This is a genomic window from Streptomyces sp. NPDC031132 (genome assembly GCF_055570595.1).
Genome location: NZ_JBVIGX010000066.1, coordinates 1 through 17,534 on the forward strand (window position 1 = coordinate 1; position 17,534 = coordinate 17,534).

17 protein-coding genes are annotated in these 17,534 nt (G+C 71.5%); 2 read left to right on the forward strand and 15 right to left on the reverse strand.

The window, feature by feature from the left end; translation table 11 throughout:
- Positions 1–204 precede the first annotated feature (204 nt).
- The 14 genes from nusB to ACZ49B_RS38230 form a co-directional block, all read right to left on the reverse strand.
- Positions 205–636: a transcription antitermination factor NusB gene (gene nusB / locus ACZ49B_RS38165; protein WP_030294584.1), complete on the reverse strand. Its 432-nt coding sequence runs from the start codon at positions 634–636 to the stop codon at positions 205–207.
- Between the two features lie 3 nt (positions 637–639).
- Entirely contained in the window at positions 640–1,206 is a 567-nt protein-coding gene (efp, locus tag ACZ49B_RS38170; protein ID WP_030008757.1) for an elongation factor P, read from the reverse strand.
- A gap of 59 nt (positions 1,207–1,265) precedes the next feature.
- Positions 1,266–2,375 (reverse strand): M24 family metallopeptidase, encoded by a 1,110-nt coding sequence (locus ACZ49B_RS38175; protein ID WP_468315668.1) that lies wholly within the window; start codon positions 2,373–2,375, stop codon positions 1,266–1,268.
- Between the two features lie 76 nt (positions 2,376–2,451).
- Positions 2,452–3,219 (reverse strand): AAA family ATPase, encoded by a 768-nt coding sequence (locus ACZ49B_RS38180; protein WP_468315670.1) that lies wholly within the window; start codon positions 3,217–3,219, stop codon positions 2,452–2,454.
- An 80-nt stretch (positions 3,220–3,299) separates the two neighbouring features.
- Complete coding sequence (aroQ, locus tag ACZ49B_RS38185) at positions 3,300–3,734, reverse strand: type II 3-dehydroquinate dehydratase (RefSeq protein ID WP_468315673.1); 435 nt, start codon at positions 3,732–3,734, stop codon at positions 3,300–3,302.
- Positions 3,731–4,822 carry a 3-dehydroquinate synthase gene (gene aroB, locus ACZ49B_RS38190; RefSeq protein WP_468315676.1) on the reverse strand — a complete coding sequence of 364 codons (1,092 nt, stop codon included), beginning with the start codon at positions 4,820–4,822 and terminating at the stop codon, positions 3,731–3,733. Before aroB ends, aroQ begins: the two co-directional genes overlap by 4 nt.
- Positions 4,819–5,337 (reverse strand): shikimate kinase, encoded by a 519-nt coding sequence (locus ACZ49B_RS38195; RefSeq protein ID WP_468315679.1) that lies wholly within the window; start codon positions 5,335–5,337, stop codon positions 4,819–4,821. The genes aroB and ACZ49B_RS38195 overlap by 4 nt, the downstream gene beginning before the upstream one ends.
- The gene (gene aroC, locus ACZ49B_RS38200; protein ID WP_468315681.1) at positions 5,334–6,518 is read right to left on the reverse strand and encodes a chorismate synthase; all 1,185 of its coding nucleotides are present in this window, start codon (positions 6,516–6,518) and stop codon (positions 5,334–5,336) included. Before aroC ends, ACZ49B_RS38195 begins: the two co-directional genes overlap by 4 nt.
- A 242-nt stretch (positions 6,519–6,760) precedes the next feature.
- Positions 6,761–7,582: a shikimate dehydrogenase gene (locus ACZ49B_RS38205; protein ID WP_468315684.1), complete on the reverse strand. Its 822-nt coding sequence runs from the start codon at positions 7,580–7,582 to the stop codon at positions 6,761–6,763.
- A complete protein-coding gene (gene mltG, locus ACZ49B_RS38210) occupies positions 7,579–9,354 on the reverse strand; it encodes an endolytic transglycosylase MltG (protein WP_468315687.1) in 1,776 nt (591 codons plus the stop codon). Before mltG ends, ACZ49B_RS38205 begins: the two co-directional genes overlap by 4 nt.
- 127 nt (positions 9,355–9,481) lie before the next feature.
- Positions 9,482–9,952: a Holliday junction resolvase RuvX gene (gene ruvX / locus ACZ49B_RS38215; RefSeq protein WP_030233951.1), complete on the reverse strand. Its 471-nt coding sequence runs from the start codon at positions 9,950–9,952 to the stop codon at positions 9,482–9,484.
- A 2-nt stretch (positions 9,953–9,954) separates the two neighbouring features.
- Positions 9,955–12,624, reverse strand: a complete 2,670-nt coding sequence (alaS, locus tag ACZ49B_RS38220; RefSeq protein ID WP_468315690.1) for an alanine--tRNA ligase — start codon at positions 12,622–12,624, stop codon at positions 9,955–9,957.
- Entirely contained in the window at positions 12,624–12,986 is a 363-nt protein-coding gene (locus ACZ49B_RS38225) for a DUF6167 family protein (RefSeq protein ID WP_468315693.1), read from the reverse strand. The genes alaS and ACZ49B_RS38225 overlap by 1 nt, the downstream gene beginning before the upstream one ends.
- 8 nt (positions 12,987–12,994) lie before the next feature.
- The gene (locus ACZ49B_RS38230) at positions 12,995–13,426 is read right to left on the reverse strand and encodes a DUF948 domain-containing protein (protein ID WP_468315695.1); all 432 of its coding nucleotides are present in this window, start codon (positions 13,424–13,426) and stop codon (positions 12,995–12,997) included.
- A 147-nt stretch (positions 13,427–13,573) separates the two neighbouring features.
- On the opposite strand from ACZ49B_RS38230, the gene ACZ49B_RS38235 reads away from it, so the two are divergent.
- Positions 13,574–15,802, forward strand: a complete 2,229-nt coding sequence (locus ACZ49B_RS38235; protein ID WP_468315697.1) for an ATP-binding protein — start codon at positions 13,574–13,576, stop codon at positions 15,800–15,802.
- Positions 15,803–15,829: 27 nt separating this feature from the next.
- On the opposite strand, the gene rpsD is transcribed toward ACZ49B_RS38235, so the two are convergent.
- Complete coding sequence (gene rpsD / locus ACZ49B_RS38240) at positions 15,830–16,441, reverse strand: 30S ribosomal protein S4 (RefSeq protein WP_030294564.1); 612 nt, start codon at positions 16,439–16,441, stop codon at positions 15,830–15,832.
- A gap of 295 nt (positions 16,442–16,736) precedes the next feature.
- On the opposite strand from rpsD, the gene ACZ49B_RS38245 reads away from it, so the two are divergent.
- Positions 16,737–17,393: a DUF2470 domain-containing protein gene (locus ACZ49B_RS38245; protein WP_468315700.1), complete on the forward strand. Its 657-nt coding sequence runs from the start codon at positions 16,737–16,739 to the stop codon at positions 17,391–17,393.
- Positions 17,394–17,534 lie beyond the last annotated feature (141 nt).

Consider the following 17,534-nt stretch of genomic DNA (forward strand, 5'->3'; position numbering starts at 1 on the left):
CCCCCCCCCCCCCCCCCCCCCCCCCCCCCCCCCCCCCCCCCCCCCCCCCCCCCCCCCCCCCCCCCCCCCCCCCCCCCCCCCCCCCCCCACCCCGGTTTCGCATCTCCGTGCGCAGCAGGAGCACGAACGGAAGCGGAAGCAGAAACGGAGGGCCCGCGGCGCGTGTGCGCCGCGGGCCCTCCGTTCTCGCCGAACCGCCGGGGGCTACTCGCCCCGGCGCAGGCTCGGCTTCAGGTCCTTGAAGCGGGCCAGCAGCCCGTTCACGAACGAGGGGGACTCGTCCGTCGAGAATTCCTTGGCCAGCTGGACGGCCTCGTCGATGGCCACGGCGTCCGGGGTGTCGTCCACCCAGATCAGCTCGTAGGCACCGAGCCGCAGGATGTTCCGGTCCACGACCGGCATGCGGTCGAGTTCCCAGTCCACGGCGTAGGTGACGATCAGGTCGTCGATGCGGTTCACCTTGTCGGCGTAACCCTCGACGAGATCCATCGTGAAGGCGCTGACCGGCGGCTGCCGGTCGTCCGACCGCGCGTGGCGGATCCAGTCCGCGAGGACCTCGCGTACGGGCACCCCCCGCTGGTCGGCCTCGAAAAGGATCTGGAAGGCGCGCTTGCGCGCATTGCTCCGAGCAGCCACGGGTTAGTTGCTCTTCCGGCCGAGGTAGTCGCTGGTACGCGTGTCGACCTTGACCGTCTCGCCGGTGGTGACGAAGAGCGGGACCTGGATCTCGTAGCCGGTCTCCAGGGTGGCGGGCTTGGTGCCACCGGTGGAGCGGTCGCCCTGGACGCCCGGGTCGGTGTGCTCGATCTTGAGCTCGACCGCGGCCGGGAGCTCGACGTAGAGCACCTCGCCCTCGTGCTGGGCGACGGAGGCGGTGAAGCCCTCGATCAGGAAGTTGGCGGCGTCGCCGACAGCCTTCTTGTCCACCATCAGCTGGTCGAAGGTGGTCATGTCCATGAAGACGAAGTACTCGCCGTCCATGTAAGAGAACTGCATGTCGCGGCGGTCGATGGTGGCCGTCTCGACCTTCGTGCCGGCGTTGAACGTCTTGTCGACGACCTTGCCGGAGAGCACGTGCTTGAGCTTGGTGCGCACGAAGGCCGGGCCCTTGCCGGGCTTGACGTGCTGGAACTCGACGACGGACCAGAGCTGGTCACCGTCGAGCTTGAGCACCATGCCGTTCTTGAGGTCGTTCGTGGAAGCCACGGTTGCGGAATCTCCTGCACTGGAAGACCACGGGTGCGCGCACAGGCCGCCGCAGCGGGCTAGAGCGCGAGCAGCTCCTTGGTCGTAATGGTGAGTAGCTCGGGACCGCCGTCCGCCTCGGGGCGTACGACGAGCGTGTCATCGATCCGGACACCTCCCCGGCCCGGGAGGTGAACCCCCGGTTCGACGGTGACCGGCACGCAAGCGTCCAGTTTACCCATTGCCGTAGGTGCAAGCTGCGGGTCCTCGTCGATTTCGAGGCCTACACCGTGTCCGGTCCACGGAGCGAGCGATTCACCATGTCCTGCGGAGTCCAGCACGGAGCGCGCGGCACGGTCGACCTCGCGGTACGCGGCACCGGGCACGAGGGCCTCACGTCCCGCCCGCTGGGCCGCGAAAACAAGATCGTAGAGCTCGATCTGCCAGTCGGCCGGGCTGGTGCCGATCACGAACGTCCGGCCGATCTCGCAGCGGTAGCCGCGGTAGTTGGCCCCGAGGCAGACGGAGAGGAAGTCGCCCTCCTCGACGCGGCGGTCGGACGGCCGGTGCCGGGAGCCGCCCGAGTTCGGCCCGGTGCCGACGGAGGTCGGGAAGGCCGGCCCGTCGGCCCCGTGGTCGACGAGGCGGCGCTCCAGCTCCAGTGCGAGGTGGCGCTCGGTGCGGCCCACCAGGATCGACTCCAGCAGTTCGCCGAGCGCCTGGTCGGCGATCTCGGCGGCGATCCGCAGGCAGGCGATCTCCTCCTCGTCCTTGACGAGGCGCTGCTGCTCCACGGAGGTCCCGAGGTCGGCCAGCCGCAGCTTGGGCGCGACGGAGCGCAGGGCTCGGTGCCGGGCGACGGTGAGGTGGTGCTCCTCGACGGCCAGTGAGTCGGCGCGCAGGGAGCCGGCCATGTCGCCGGCCGCGACGGCCGCGTCGCTGCCGGGGGCGGAGAGCACGGAGAGTCTGAGCTGGTCGTCGAGGCGTCCCTCGTCGGCTTCGCCGCTGGGCGGGCCGACGGTGAACAGCATGTCCTCGCCGTCCGGTCCGACGAGCAGCACGGCGTCCGGCGGGGACGCCCCGGCGAGGTAGCGGACGTTCGCCGGACGCGTGATCAGTGCGGCGGCGTTCCCCGCGGCGGCGCAGCGGTCGCGAAGCAGGCCCCGACGGGCCGCGTACACGTCTGACATGTCTTCGAGCCTACGAGCGCCCCGCGCATCCGGCCTGGTGAGCACGCCCGTACGAGGGCCCGGCCCGCGGTGGCGGTCAGAAGGCGGGTGCCGCGATGGCCCGGGCCAGGGCTTCGTCCAGGGCCCGGGACGTGCCTTCCACGTCGAGGTCCGAGTTGTCGATGATCGGCAGGCCGGAGCCGTACCAGCCGGCCATCCGCCCGTGGATGCGGGCGACTTCCTCGTCCGAGAGGCGCCGGTTCCCCGAGCGGGCGGCATTGCGCTCCAGGACGATCTCCAGGCCGGGGAGGAGGACGACGGGCAGCAGGGCGGGGCCCACGTGCCGCTTCCAGCCGCCCAGGCCCACCACGGGCCGGTCCGGGAAGACGGCGTCGTCGAGGATGCAGGAGATCCCGTTGGCCAGGAAGTTGCGGGCGGCGAAGCCGCAGGTGCGGCGGGCCAGCCGGTACTGGGCCTCGGAGTGGTCGTTCCAGCCCGCCTGCGGGTCCGCGAAGCCCGAGCACACCCATTCCCGGACGTCGTCCAGGCTCACGTGTGCGGTGGGCACCGGCCGGGTGCTGGCCCAGTGCCGGGCCACCGTGGTCTTCCCCGCGCCCGCCGGGCCGATCAGCAGCACGGCCAGCGTGGCGCCGCCGGTACGGGGCACCGCGGGCGGCAGCGGAATGTGCCCCGTCGTGGCCTCGGGGCCGGACGGCGGTGGCGGCGCCACGTGCGGCGGCGGCGCCTGCGGCGGCGCAGGCACCGGCCATCCCTGCGCAGGGGGTATGGGCGGCTGCGGGGGCGCCGCCGGATGATGTCCCGGCTGCCCCCAGCCCGCTCCGCCGCCTCCCGCTCCTTGCTGCATCCGCTGCCACTCCGTCTCGTTCCGCCGACTGATGCGAGAACGTTATATGACCGCGGGGGCGGAGCCGCCCACCAGCACCGTCAGACTTCGTCCGCCAGCGCGCGCAGCGCCAGCCGGTACGAGCCGATGCCGAAGCCCGCCACCGTACCGGTCGCCACCGAGGCGATGACCGACGTGTGCCGGAACTCCTCGCGGGCGTACGGGTTCGAGATGTGCACCTCGATCAGCGGCGCGGTGCGCTGCGCGGCCGCGTCGCGCATGGCGTACGAGTAGTGCGTGAAGGCACCCGGGTTGATCACGACCGGGATCTTGCCGTCCGCCGCCTCGTGCAGCCAGCGCACGATGGCGCCCTCGTCGTTGGTCTCACGGACCTCGACGTCGAAGCCGAGCTCCTCGCCCAGCGTGCGGCAGCTCTCCACGAGCCCGGCGTACGAGGTGGCCCCGTACACGTCGGGCTCGCGCGACCCGAGCCGGCCCAGGTTCGGGCCGTTCAGCACGAGCACCTTACGGCTCACGCGGACACCTCGCCGTACGCGGCGATCAGGTGCGCCGGGTCGGGGCCTTCGAGGACGGTGGGCTTGGCCAGTCCGTCGAGGACGATGAAGCGCAGCAGGTTGCCGCGGGACTTCTTGTCGACCTGCATGGTCTGGAGCAGCTTGGGCCACTGGTCGCCGCGGTAGGTCAGCGGCAGGCCGACGGCCGCGAGGATCTCCCGGTGCCGGTCGGCCGTCGCGTCGTCGAGCCGGCCGGCGAGCCGGCCGAGTTCGGCGGCGAAGACCATGCCGACCGACACGGCGGCGCCGTGCCGCCACTTGTAGCGCTCGTTCTTCTCGATGGCGTGCGCGAGGGTGTGCCCGTAGTTGAGCATTTCCCGCAGCCCGGCCTCCTTGAGGTCGCTGGAGACCACGTCCGCCTTGACCTGGATGGAGCGCGTGATCAGCTCGGCCGTGTGCGGGCCGTCGGGCGTGCGGGCCGCCGCCGGGTCCGCCTCGATGAGGTCGAGGATCACCGGGTCGGAGATGAAACCGGCCTTGATGATCTCCGCGAGGCCGCTGACGTAGTCGTGGACCGGCAGCGAGTCCAGCGCCGCCAGGTCGCACAGCACACCGGCCGGCGGGTGGAAGGAGCCCACCAGGTTCTTGCCCTCGGCGGTGTTGATGCCGGTCTTGCCGCCGACGGCCGCGTCGACCATCGCGAGGACGGTGGTCGGTACGGCGACCCAGCGCACCCCGCGCAGCCAGGTGGCCGCGACGAAGCCCGCGAGGTCCGTGGTGGCTCCGCCGCCGACGCCGACGATCACGTCGGTGCGGGTGAACCCGGACTGGCCCAGCGCCTTCCAGCAGTACGCGGCGACTTCGGCCGTCTTGGCCTCCTCGGCGTTCGGCACCTGGATGGCGACCGCCTCGTAGCCCTGCCCGGCCAGGTCGTCGCGCAGTGCCTCACCGGTCGAGGCGAGCGCCTCGGGGTGGATCACGGCGACCCGCTGGGCCTTGGTGCCGATCAGCGCGCCGAGCTCGCCGAGCAGCTGCCGGCCGACCAGCACGTCGTACGCGTCGTGTCCGGCTACGGCGCCGACCTGGATGCGCGTCACCTGGTCTGTCATACGTCCTTCAACTCCAGAGCGTCGAGGACCGCCTGGGCGACCTCTTCGGGGGTGCGGTCGTCGGTGGCCACCACGACGCGCGCGACTTCGGTGTACAGGGGGCGCCGGGCCTCCATCTGCTCGCGCCACTGGCGGCGCGGGTTGACGGCGAGCAGCGGGCGCGCGGCGCCCAGTCCGACGCGCCGGACGGCTTCCTCGACGTCCATGGAGAGGTAGGCGACGGGCAGACCGGCCAGCAGCTCCCGGGTGCCCGCGTCGAGGACGGCGCCGCCGCCGAGGGCGAGGATCCCGGTGTGTTCGGCGAGGGCGGCGGCGACCGCCTGCCGCTCCAGCTCACGGAAGTACGGTTCGCCCTCGTCGACGAAGATGTCCGAGATCGCGCGGCCCTGGGCCGCGACGATGTCGGCGTCGGTGTCCCGGTAGGGGGCGCCGAGCCGCGCGGCGAGCAGCGCCCCCACCGTGGACTTGCCGGACCCCATCGGGCCGACGAGGACGACCAGTGGTCCGCCCGTCACCGGATCTGCAGGTTGTCGAGGTACGCCCGGACGTTGCGCCGGGTCTCGGGCACCGAGTCGCCGCCGAACTTCTCGACGACCGCGTCCGCGAGGACGAGGGCGACCATCGCCTCGGCGACGATGCCGGCGGCCGGGACGGCGCAGACGTCGGAGCGCTGGTGGTGCGCGGCAGCGGCCTCACCGGTGGCGACGTCGACCGTGGCGAGCGCCTTCGGGACGGTCGCGATCGGCTTCATGGCGGCCCGTACGCGCAGCAGTTCACCGGTGGTCAGACCGCCCTCGGTGCCGCCGGAGCGGCCGGAGGTGCGCTTGATGCCCTCGGGGGTGGACACGATCTCGTCGTGCGCCTGCGAGCCCGGTACGCGGGCCAGGTCGAAGCCGTCGCCGACCTCGACGCCCTTGATGGCCTGGATGCCCATCAGCGCGGCCGCGAGGCGGGCGTCCAGGCGGCGGTCCCAGTGCACGTGCGAGCCGAGGCCGACCGGGACCCCGTACGCGAGGACCTCGACGACGCCGCCGAGCGTGTCGCCGTCCTTGTGGGCCTGGTCGATCTCCGCGACCATCGCCTTCGACGCGTCCGCGTCGAAGCAGCGCACCGGGTCCGCGTCCAGCTTCTCCACGTCCGCGGGGGTCGGGTACACGCCGTACGGGGCCTTGGCCGCGGCCAGCTCGATGACGTGCGAGACGATCTCGATGCCCGCGGTCTCCTTGATGAAGGACCGGGCGATGGCGCCGAGGGCGACGCGGGCGGCGGTCTCACGGGCGCTCGCGCGCTCCAGGATCGGCCGGGCCTCGTCGAAGCCGTACTTCTGCATGCCCGCCAGGTCGGCGTGGCCCGGGCGCGGACGCGTCAGGGGGGCGTTGCGGCCCGTCTCCTTCAGCTCCGACGGGTCCACGGGATCGGCCGACATGACCTTCTCCCACTTGGGCCACTCGGTGTTGCCCACCATGACGGCGATCGGCGAACCCAGGGACAGACCGTGGCGGACGCCGCCGAGGAAGGTCACCTCGTCCTGCTCGAACTTCATCCGCGCACCGCGCCCGTACCCGAGCCGGCGCCGCGCCAGATGGTCGGCCACCAGCTCGGTGGTGACCGGAACGCCGGCGGGAAGCCCCTCCAGCGTCGCCACCAGCGCCGGACCGTGCGACTCCCCGGCAGTCAGCCAACGCAACCTGCTCAACGATGCTCCTCATGCTCGCGCCTGGTACTGCGGCGGCGCGGCCGGGTGCGCGGCCCGGACCCGCCTCACCCGATCCTCCCACGTCCGGGCCGGTGCACCGCCCTCCGGTCCAGCTGGCGGACGCCGGTGCACCCTCCCCACCCTGGCGGGTCCGGCTTCACGCGAGCAAGATCAGTGTGCGCAGTGCATCAGGTGTGCCGCCCGGGCCCGGTCATGATCCGCCGGACACCCCGAGGCACCCCCTAGTGGCGGGCGCGCAGCGCGGCCTCGCCGGCGGCCCGTATGGCGGCCAGCGGCGCGGTGTGGCGGCCGGTCATCTGCTCGACTTGGAGCACCGCCTGGTGGACGAGGAGGTCCAGGCCGCCGAGGAGGCGGCCGCCGCGCTGCGCCCAGGCCGCCGCGAGGGCGGTCGGCCACGGGTCGTACAGGACGTCGAACAGGGTGCCAGGGGCGGCCGGTACGGCAGCTGCCAGCCAGTCCGTGGCGCTGGCCGGGGTGGTCGCGATGACCAGCGGCGCGCCGAGCCCGTCGGCGGCGTCCGCCCAGTCGGCCGTGCGGACGGCCACGCCGAGGCGCTCGCCCCACTCCTGCATCTCGTCGGCGCGGGCCCGGGAGCGCACGTACACCGTGACCTCGCCGGAGCAGATCCGGGCGAGGGCGGCCAGTGCCGAGGAGGCGGTGGCGCCCGCGCCGAGGATGGTGGCGCTGTCGACCTTGTCGACACCCCGCTCGTGGAGCGCGGAGACGATGCCGGGGATGTCGGTGTTGTCGCCGAGGCGCCGCCCGTCCTTGGTCAGGACGACCGTGTTGACCGCCTCGACCGAGGCGGCGGTTTCGCTGATGCCGTCGAGGAGCGGGATGACCGCGCGCTTGAGCGGCATCGTCAGGGACAGCCCGGCCCACTCGGGGCCGAGGCCGGCGACGAACTGCGGGAGCGCGGCCTCGTCTATCTCGAAGCGGTCGTAGGACCAGTCGTCGAGACCGAGCTCCTGGTACGCGGCGCGGTGCAGCACCGGGGAGAGGGAGTGCTCGATCGGTGAACCGAGCACGGCTGCGCGTATCACTGCCCTGCCTTCTTCCGTTCCTCTTCGTACCGCTGGCGGTTCTGGTTGTGCTCGGCGTTCGTCACGGCGAAGAGCGTCTCGTTCTCGTTCACCGACACGAAGTAGTACCACGGTCCGGTGGCCGGGTTGATCGCCGACTTGAGCGCGTCCGGGCCCGGGTTGCCGATCGGGCCGGCGGGCAGGCCCTTGATCTTGTACGTGTTGTACGGGTCGTCGAGCTTGCGCAGGTCGTTGACGGCGCCGACGTCCAGGGTGCTCTGGCCCTTGATGTAGTTGACCGTGGAGTCGAAGTCGAGCAGACCGTACGTCTCGGTGTTGCCCGGCTTGAGACGGTTGTAGACCACCCGGGAGATCTTGTCGAAGTCGTGCTGGTACTTGCCCTCGGCCTGGACGAGGCTCGCGACGGTGACGAGCTGCAGCGGGTTCGAGAGGCCCAGCTTGGCCGCCTGCCCCTGGAGGTCGGCGCTCGCGTAGGCCTCGTTGGACTTGGCCACCATCTGCTTGAGCAGCGACTGGGGGCTCGCGTCCTTGCTGAGGTCGTAGCGGGCCGGGTAGAGGAAGCCCTCCAGGGGGTCCTTGATGTCCTTGCTGTTGTTGGCCCACTCGGGCAGACCGAGGTTCTTCGCCTCCTTGACGGCGATCTCCTTGGTCGTGCCCTCCTTGAGCTTGAGCTTGCCGTCGATGGCCGCGTAGACCTGGATGTTCTTCCAGCCCGGGATGACGTCCAGGGCGTTGACCCCGGCGCCGTTCACCATGAGCTCCACGGCGGCCTTGCCCGACATGTGCTCCTTCATCACGTAGGAGCCCGCCTGGATCGCACCGCCCTTGGGGTTGACCTTGGCGGCGGCGACGAAGGCGTCCGCGCTCTTGACGACGCCGTGCGCCTTGAGGATGCGGCCCATCTCACCGACGCCGGTGCCCTTGGGGATGTCGATGGGCACGGAGCCCTCGCCCTCACCGGCGTAGTCCTCGCCGGTGCTGAACTTGGACTTGATGTAGTCGTAGCCGTAGTAGCCGCCACCGCCGATGACGCCCACGATGACGACGGCGGCGATCAGGCAGGCCGCGCCGTTGCGGCGCTTGGGCTTGCCCTTCGAGCGGCCGCGGCGTCCGCCGTTCGGCTCGTCGGAATCGTCGTCGCCTCCGCCGCCGGGCAGGATCGAGGCCTCCTCGGCCTCCTCGTCGGCGTACTCCGCCTCCGGCTCCTGCTCCGTGACCAGGTGGCGCCGGCCCGGGGGCTGCGGCGGCGGGTAGGCCTCGGGGGTGCCGTAGAGGTCGGGGGCCTCACCCGGATAGCCGCCGACGGGCTGCTGGGCGTACGGGTCCGCGCCGAGGTACGGGTCGGCCTGCGGGACGGCGGTGTACCGGCCCTGGCCGGTGTCCCAGCCCTGGCCGTCGTACGCCGGCTGCTGCTGCGGCTGCGGGTGCAGCAGCTGTTGTTGCTGCTGCTGAGCCTGGTGGGGCTGCTGCGGGGCATAGCCCTGCTGCTGCTCCGGGTATTGGCCCTGCTGCCCGTACTGCTGCGGGTACGGGTCCTGCTGGTACTGCGGATTCTGCTGGTACTGAGGACTCTGCTGGTACTGCTGAGGGTCCTGCTGGTACTGCTGAGCGTCCTGCTGGTACTGCGGCTCCTGCGGATGCTGCTGCTGCGGGCCACCGGCATAGGGCATCTGAGCCTGCTGGGCCTCGTGCCCGGTCCACCCGTGGTCCCCGTACAGCGGGTCCTCCGGGTGCCACGGTTCGGGGCCACGGCCCCGGCCATACTCAGTCATCGATCCCCTAGAGCCGCGAGACGGAGGCAGCGGCTACATCCGCCGCGGCACCCGGTTCCGCCTCTGAAGTGGTGGGCGACGACTGTTCGAATGCCGCCGCATCGCGCGGAACGTTACCGTATCGCGATCAGACAACCACTTCGACGCACTCACCGGGCGGATTACCTGATACCCGTTCGGTCTCAAGAGCGTTCTGAAGGATCACCACTGCGGCCGCCTGGTCGATGACCGAACGGCCCTTCTTCGCGTTCCTCCCCGAGGCCCGCAGCCCCTGGGCGGCGGTGACCGTGGTCATCCGCTCGTCCACGAGACGGACCGTCACCGGCTTGATCCCCTTCGCGAGTTCGTTCGCGAAGGCGCGCACCTTGGCCGCGGCCGGCCCCTCCCGCCCGCTGAGCGAGCGGGGGAGGCCGACCACGACTTCGAGGGGTTCGTACTCCGCGACGAGCTGCCGCAGCCGCCGGTGGGCGAAGGGGATGTCCCGGCCCGGAACGGTTTCCACCGGTGTGGCGAGCACCCCGTCGGGGTCGCACGAGGCGACCCCGATACGGGCGTCCCCGACGTCGATGGCGAGACGGCGGCCGCGGCGCAGAGTCATGGTCAGACCGTCTCGACGACGAGGCGCTCGACCGCGGCGATGGCGTCGGGGACGGCGGCCGGGTTCTGGCCGCCGCCCTGGGCGACGTCCGGCTTGCCGCCACCGCCGCCGCCGAGGGTCTTGGCGGCGGCGCGGACCAGGTCGCCGGCCTTGAGGCCGCGCTCGCGGGCGGCCTCGTTGGTGGCGATGACGGTCAGCGGGCGGTCGTTCGCCGTGGTGAACAGGGCCACGACGGCCGGGCGGTCGCCCTGGATGCGGCCGCGGACGTCGAGGACCAGCTTGCGCAGGTCGTCGGCGCCGGTGCCGTCCGGGACGGTGCCCACGACGAGGGCCACGCCGCGGATGTCCTGGGCGTTCTCGGCAAGGCCGGCGGCGGCCTGGAGGACCTTCTCCGCGCGGAACTTCTCGATCTCCTTCTCGGCGTCCTTCAGCTTGCCGAGCATGGAGGCGATCTTCTCCGGCAGCTCCTCCGGACGGCCCTTGACCAGCTCCTGGAGCTGGGCGACGACCGTGTGCTCCCTGGCGAGGAAGTTGTACGCGTCCGCGCCGACGAGGGCCTCGACACGGCGCACGCCGGAACCGATGGAGGACTCGCCGAGCAGCTTCACCAGACCCAGCTGGGCGGTGTTGCCGACGTGCGTACCGCCGCACAGCTCCTTGGAGAAGTCGCCGATGGTCACGACGCGCACGCGCTCGCCGTACTTCTCGCCGAACTCGGCGATGGCGCCCTGCTTCTTCGCCTCGTCGATGCTCATGATCTCGGCGGTGACGTCGAGCTCGCGGGAGAGCACGTCGTTGATCTTCTGCTCGACGTCGGTCAGGACCGTGCCGGGCACCGCGTTCGGCGAGCCGAAGTCGAAGCGGAACCGGCCGGGGCTGTTCTCGGAACCGGCCTGGGCGGCCGTCGGGCCCAGCGCGTCGCGCAGCGCCTGGTGGGTCAGGTGCGTGGCCGAGTGGGCGCGGGCGATGGCCCGGCGGCGGTTGACGTCGATGGCGGCGTACGCGGAGGCGCCCACCGTCACCTCGCCGACCTGGACGGAGCCCTTGTGCACGGAGACGCCCGGGACCGGCTGCTGCACGTCGCGGACGTCGATGATGGCGCCCGAGTCGAGCCGGATGCGGCCCTGGTCGGCGAGCTGGCCGCCGCCCTCGGCGTAGAACGGGGTGCGGTCCAGGACGACCTCGACCTCGTCGCCCTCGGACGCGGCGGGCGAGGGCAGGCCGTTGACCAGCAGGCCGACGACGGTGGACTCGCCCTGGGTGGTGGCGTAGCCGGTGAACTCGGTGGCGCCCGCGTTGTCGGCGATCAGACGGTAGGCCGAGACGTCGGCGTGGCCCGTCTTCTTGGCCTTGGCGTCGGCCTTGGCCTTGTCGCGCTGCTCCTGCATCAGGCGCCGGAAACCGCTCTCGTCCACGGAGAGGCCCTGCTCGGCGGCGATCTCGAGGGTGAGGTCGATCGGGAAGCCCCAGGTGTCGTGGAGCAGGAACGCCTTGTCGCCGGGCAGGACCGAGCCGCCCGCGGCCTTGGTCTCGGACACGGCGCTGTCCAGGACGTTGGACCCGGCGTTCAGGGTCTTGAGGAAGCGGGTCTCCTCGGCGAGCGCGACGGTCTCGATGCGCATGCGGTCGGTCATCAGCTCGGGGTACTGCTGCCCCATCGTGCTGATCACGACGTCGACGAGGTCCTGGACGACCGGACCGGTGGCGCCCATCAGGCGCATGTTGCGGATGGCGCGGCGCATGATGCGGCGCAGCACGTAGCCGCGGCCCTCGTTGCCGGGGGTGACGCCGTCGCCGATGAGCATGACGGAGGTGCGGATGTGGTCGGCGACCACGCGCATGGACACGTCGGTGTCGTGCGCGGCGCCGTACTGCACGCCGGTCAGCTCGGTGGCCTTGTCCATGACCACGCGCAGGGTGTCGGTCTCGTACATGTTCTGCACGCCCTGCAGGATCATCGCGAGGCGCTCGAGACCCAGACCGGTGTCGATGTTCTTCGACGGCAGGTCGCCGAGGATCGGGAAGTCTTCCTTCCCGTCGCCGGCGCCGCGCTCGTACTGCATGAAGACCAGGTTCCAGATCTCCACGTACCGCTCGTCGTTGACGGCGGGGCCGCCCTCGACACCGAACGCGGGGCCTCGGTCGTAGTTGATCTCCGAGCACGGGCCGCACGGACCCGGAACGCCCATGGACCAGAAGTTGTCCTTCTTGCCCAGGCGCTGGATGCGCTCGGCGGGGACGCCGATGACGTCACGCCAGATCGTCTCGGCCTCGTCGTCGTCGAGGTAGACGGTGATCCAGAGCTTCTCCGGCTCCAGGCCGTAGCCGCCGTCCGCCACGGAGCTGGTCAGCAGCTCCCAGGCGTACTTGATGGCGCCTTCCTTGAAGTAGTCGCCGAAGGAGAAGTTGCCGCACATCTGGAAGAACGTGCCGTGGCGGGTGGTCTTGCCGACCTCTTCGATGTCCGGCGTCCGGACGCACTTCTGCACGCTGGTGGCCCGCGGGGCCGGGGGCTTGGTCTCGCCGAGGAAGTACGGCTTGAACGGGACCATGCCCGCGTTGACCAGCAGCAGAGTCGGGTCGTCCGCGATGAGCGACGCCGAAGGGACAACGGCGTGACCGCGCTCCTCGAAGAAGCTCAGCCAGCGGCGGCGGATTTCAGCCGACTCCATCAGTGGTCCTCATTCCGGTTGTACGAATCCGTCGAGCGGTACTCGTGGCTCGAGCGGTGGGTGGTCTTGTCGTTCTGGAGGGCCCGCAGCCGCCGCTGCCCGGGGAGGGCGGTGACGTTGTCGGGCCGGTCGGGGTCTTGGTGCAACCCCAGCGCGTCGTTCAGCTCGTCCTCGCGCTGCGACATTCCCGCCTTGACGTCGAGGGCGAAGTCCTTGAGGCGGTGGCCCGCCTCCACGGCCTTGTCGGCGGCCTGGGCGGCGAGGCTCTCCGGTGTCAGCTTCTTGAGCTGGCGGTTGACCTTGGTGGTGGCCCACACACCGGCGGCTGCGCCTGCGGTGAACCAGAAGGCTCGGCGGAACATCGGAGGTTTCAGCCCTTCTGCTTCCGGCGCCGGGCGGCCGGCACCGTACGGCCAACGATCACGGTACGTCGGGACGCCTTCGGCGGCGCGTCTTCCGTGGATTTGCCCAGTGCCTTGCGGACCCCGTAGCCGAAGGCCGCGACCTTGACCAGCGGTCCGCCGAAGGTGGAGGCCACGGTGGAGGAGAGCGCGGAGGCGTTCGAGGTGACTTCCTGGACGTCGCTCGCGATGGCGTCGACCCGGTCGAGCTGGGTGCGCGCGGAGCGGACGGTGGTGGAGGCGTCCGCCAGCAGCGGGACGGCCTGGTCGGTCACGTCGGCCACCAGCTTGGTCGTCGCCTTGAGCACCTGGGCCAGCCTCACCAGCACCACGGCGAGGAAGGAGACCAGAATGGCCCAGAAGACGGCCACGAGGATCCCGGCCACCTCTCCACCGGACACGTTGCACCGCTCTCTGCCTGTTGATCACTACGTAGAAAAGTCGTTCTCCGACCCTATCGCGCCGGAGATCCACCGCCGTACCGGAATTCGGGGTCCGGCCGACCCGCCTTGTACGCAGCGCATCCGGACCAGTACCCTCCGTGTCCCATGCGACAGAGGCCCGTGCAACAGAGGACCTGCGGCAATCTTCCCTCGGAGCTGAGCCGCTTGGTCGGGCGGGGTGCGGAACTCTCCGAGGTGGGGAGGCTGCTGGAGACCGCCCGGCTGGTCACCGTGACCGGCGTGGGCGGGGTGGGCAAGTCCCGGCTGGCGCTGGCGGCGGCCCGGGAGGCGGCCGAGGCGGCGGGTGCTGCGCAGGAACGCTACTGCGACGGCGTATGGCTGGCCGAGCTGTCCTGCGTACGCGATCCGGCGCTGCTCGAACTCACGCTGGCGGAGTCGCTCGGACTCACCGACCACACCGCGCGGCCGCCCCGGACGGTCCTGGCCGAGCACCTCGCCGAGCGACGCCTGCTCCTGGTCCTGGACGGCTTCGAGCAGCTCGTCGACGAGACCGCGGAGCTGGTGCGGGAGCTGTTGCGCCGCTCCCCCGGCCTGCGGGTGCTGGCCGCCGGGCGGCGGCCGCTGGACCTCGACGGGGAGCAGGCCTTCCCGCTGGCCCCGCCAACCCCCGAGGAGGCGCTGGAGCTGCTGGCCGAGCGGGCGGCGGCCGCCGATCCGGGCTTCGCGGTGACCGCGGCCAACCGGGCCGCGCTGGTGGAGCTGTGCGCCCGGCTCGACGGGATCCCGCTGGCACTGGAGCTGGCGGCCGGGCGGCTGCGGGCCCTGTCTCCGGAGCAGGTGCTGACGCGGCTGGAGGACCGGTTCGCCCTGCTGACGGGCGGTGCGCGCGGGGGCCTGCCCCGGCACCGGGCGCTGCGTACGGCGATCGGCTGGAGCCATGAGCTGTGCACCGCGCAGGAGCGGCTGCTGTGGGCGCGGCTGTCGGTGTTCGCCGGACAGTTCGACCTCGACGCCGCCGAGTACGTGTGCGCGGGAGCGGACCTGCCGGTGGAGTCCGTGCTGGACGTGCTCGGGGAGCTCCTCGCCCAGTCCTTGCTGGCCCGGGAGGAGACGGAGGCCGGGGTGCGCTACCGGATGCTGGAGACCGTACGGGTGTACGGGGCGGGGTGGCTGGAGTCGCTGGGCGACGCCGGGCGGCTACGGCGGCGCCACCGGGACTGGTACCTGGGGCTGGCGACCTGGTGCGAGCTGGACTGGTTCAGCCCGCGCCAGCAGGAGGTGGCCGCGCTGGTGGAGGCGGAGCTGGCGAACCTGCGGCTGGCGCTGGAGTGCTGCCTGGAGGATCCGGACGAGGTCCATCTGGGCCAGTACCTGGCGGGGACGCTGTGGTTCTACTGGGCCGGCTGCGGCCGGCTCACCGAGGGCCGGTACTGGCTGGACCGGACGCTGGAGCCCGGCCCGGCGGGGTCGGAGCACGCGGGGTCGCGGCTGAAGGCGCTGTGGGTGCTCGGTTACGTGGCGGCGCTGCAGGGCGATGCGGTGGCCTCGATGAGCGCCCTGTACGAGTGCCGGGACGGGGCGGCGCGGACCGGGAACCCGGTGGCGGCGGCGTACGCGGTGCACCGGCTGGGCTGCCTGGCACTGGTCTCCGACGACATGGCGAGGGCCGGGGAGCTGCTGGGGTCGGCCCTGGAGCGGTACCGGGACGCCGGGGAGCTGAACAGCAATGTGCTGATGTGCCAGGTGGAGCTGGCGATGGCGCTGGCCTTCCAGGGGGATCTGGCGGGCGCGCTCTCGCTGTGCCGGGAGGTCCGGGACATCTGCGAGGAGCGCGGGGAGCGCTGGACGAAGGCGTACGCCCTGTACGTCCTGGCGTACGCGGCCCTGGAGGCGGGAAGCACGGCCGAGGCCCGGCGGCTGCTGACCGAGTGCGTGACGATCAACCACACGTTCCGCGACCTGGTCGGGCTGGTGCTGGCGCTGGAGCTGCTGGCCCTGGTCACGGCGGTCGAGGGGCATCCGGCCGAGGCGGCGGTGCTCCAGGGCGCGGCGGAGCCGATGTGGGAAGGGGTGGGCCTGCAGCTGTTCGGCTCGGGGTACTTCAACGCCCCGCGGCTGATGTGCCGGGAGCGGGCGGGCGAGCTGCTGGGGGCGGAGCGGTACGAGGCGTGTGCGCAGCACGGCCGGAGCCTGTCCTCGGAGGAGGCGGTCGAGCGGGCGCTGCGGGCGCCGGAGCCGGCGGCGGCGGCGCCGGAGTCCGTGCCGAGGCCGCGGGCCGGGGACGCGGCGGGCGGTCCGGGCGCGGCGGGCGGTCCGGGCGGTCCGAAAAACAGGAAGCCCGTCGGCTCCCCCAAGGGGGAACCGACGGGCTGACCAGCCTGTGAGGCTACGGCCGCTGGATCAGCGGGCGTAGTACTCGACGACGAGCTGCTCGTCGCAGATGACCGGGATTTCCTTGCGGTTCGGGTCGCGGTCCAGGCGGAAGGCCAGGGCCTTCAGGTTGACCTGCAGGTAGCGCGGGGTCTCGCCCTCGCCTGCGTAGCCACCCTCACGGGCAACCTGGAACGGAACCTTCTCGCGGCTGCGCTCGCGCACGGTGATGACGTCGTCCGGGCGGACACGGAACGACGGCTTGTCGACCTTGCCACCGTTGACCTCGATGTGGCCGTGAACGACCATCTGGCGGGCCTGGTAGATGGTGCGGGCGATGCCCGAACGCAGGACCAGGGCGTCGAGGCGACGCTCGAGCTCGACGACCAGCGCCTCGCCCGTCTTGCCTTCGGCCTTCTTGGCGCGGTCGTAGGCGCGAGCCATCTGACGCTCAGAGATGTCGTACTGGGCGCGCAGACGCTGCTTCTCGAGCAGACGAACCTTGTAGTCCGAGTTCTGCTTGCGGCCACGGCCGTGCTCGCCCGGCGGGTAGGGGCGGGCCTCGAAGTACTTGACGGCCTTCGGGGTCAGCGCAATGCCGAGGGCACGCGACTTCTTGACCTTGGGTCGCTTCTGGTTCACGTGGAACCTACCTCCATGTAAGTTAGGTGAGGCTTACCTTAGCGAGGAGGACGTAATGTCTCGACCACATGGGATCCCCCTGCCCAGTGCGCAGCGCAGTTCGAATTCAGACGAAACAGAATCCGCTTGCGCCGACGATAAGCAAGGTCAGCCGCGTCCCAGGGAAGGCGTTCGGCAGCTCACCGGAGCCGAACGCGTACGAACCCTCGTAGAGTCCAACGCCTCAGTATCCCTCACGTTGCCGGGTGCTGTTGACCAGCTGCGGTCTCTTGACCAGGCAGAGTTCGGGACAGGGATGCCGGCCGCTCGGACCGTCACCCCGGACGGGGACGTGATTCTCCTGGTGTCAGGGGAATCCGCGGCTGCCAGGGCAGCCGCTTACGCCCAGGACGACGACCTCACCGCCGTGATCGAGATCACGGATGTGGCGCCGGTGTCCGTGCCCCATCGTATCCGAGGCCGCGCGTGGCTGGCCGGGTGGCTGACGCAGGTGCGCGGGGACGACCGCGCGGCCTGCGCGGCGCTGCTGGCGGAGCGCCGGCCGGTGGGCGAACTCCTCGGTCTGCACGGTCGGCCGTCCTTCGTGATGCTGCGCCTGGAGGTCGGCGAGATCTCGGTGGACGACCTGTGGGGCGCGGAGCACGTGGACCCGGAGGAACTGGCCCTGGTGGAACCGGACCCGATGGTGAACCACGAGACGGAGCTCCTCCAGCACCTGGCCGCCGCACACCGCGACCGGATCGCGGACCTCTGCGCGCTGCTGGGCCCGCGCGAGAGCGCCGGCATGACCGCGGTCCCCCTGGCCCTGGACCGCCTGGGCCTGCGGGTCCGCTTCACGGGCGACGGCTCCGGCTCCTCCTTCGACGCCCGCTTCGACTTCCCGGCGCCGGTACGCGACGTCTGCGACCTGCGCCGGGCGATGCACACCCTGTTCGCGGCGGCGGCCCACTAGGGAGTGTGTCTGTCGACAAGACACCCCCCTAGGGGGTGTCTTTAAGGTCTCGTCTGGCCGGTGGGGCCCGGCACGCGCGCTCGCCGCGTTGTCGTCGGTCGACGACGCGAGCGTCGCCTCCCTCCTCCGCCTTGCGATCAC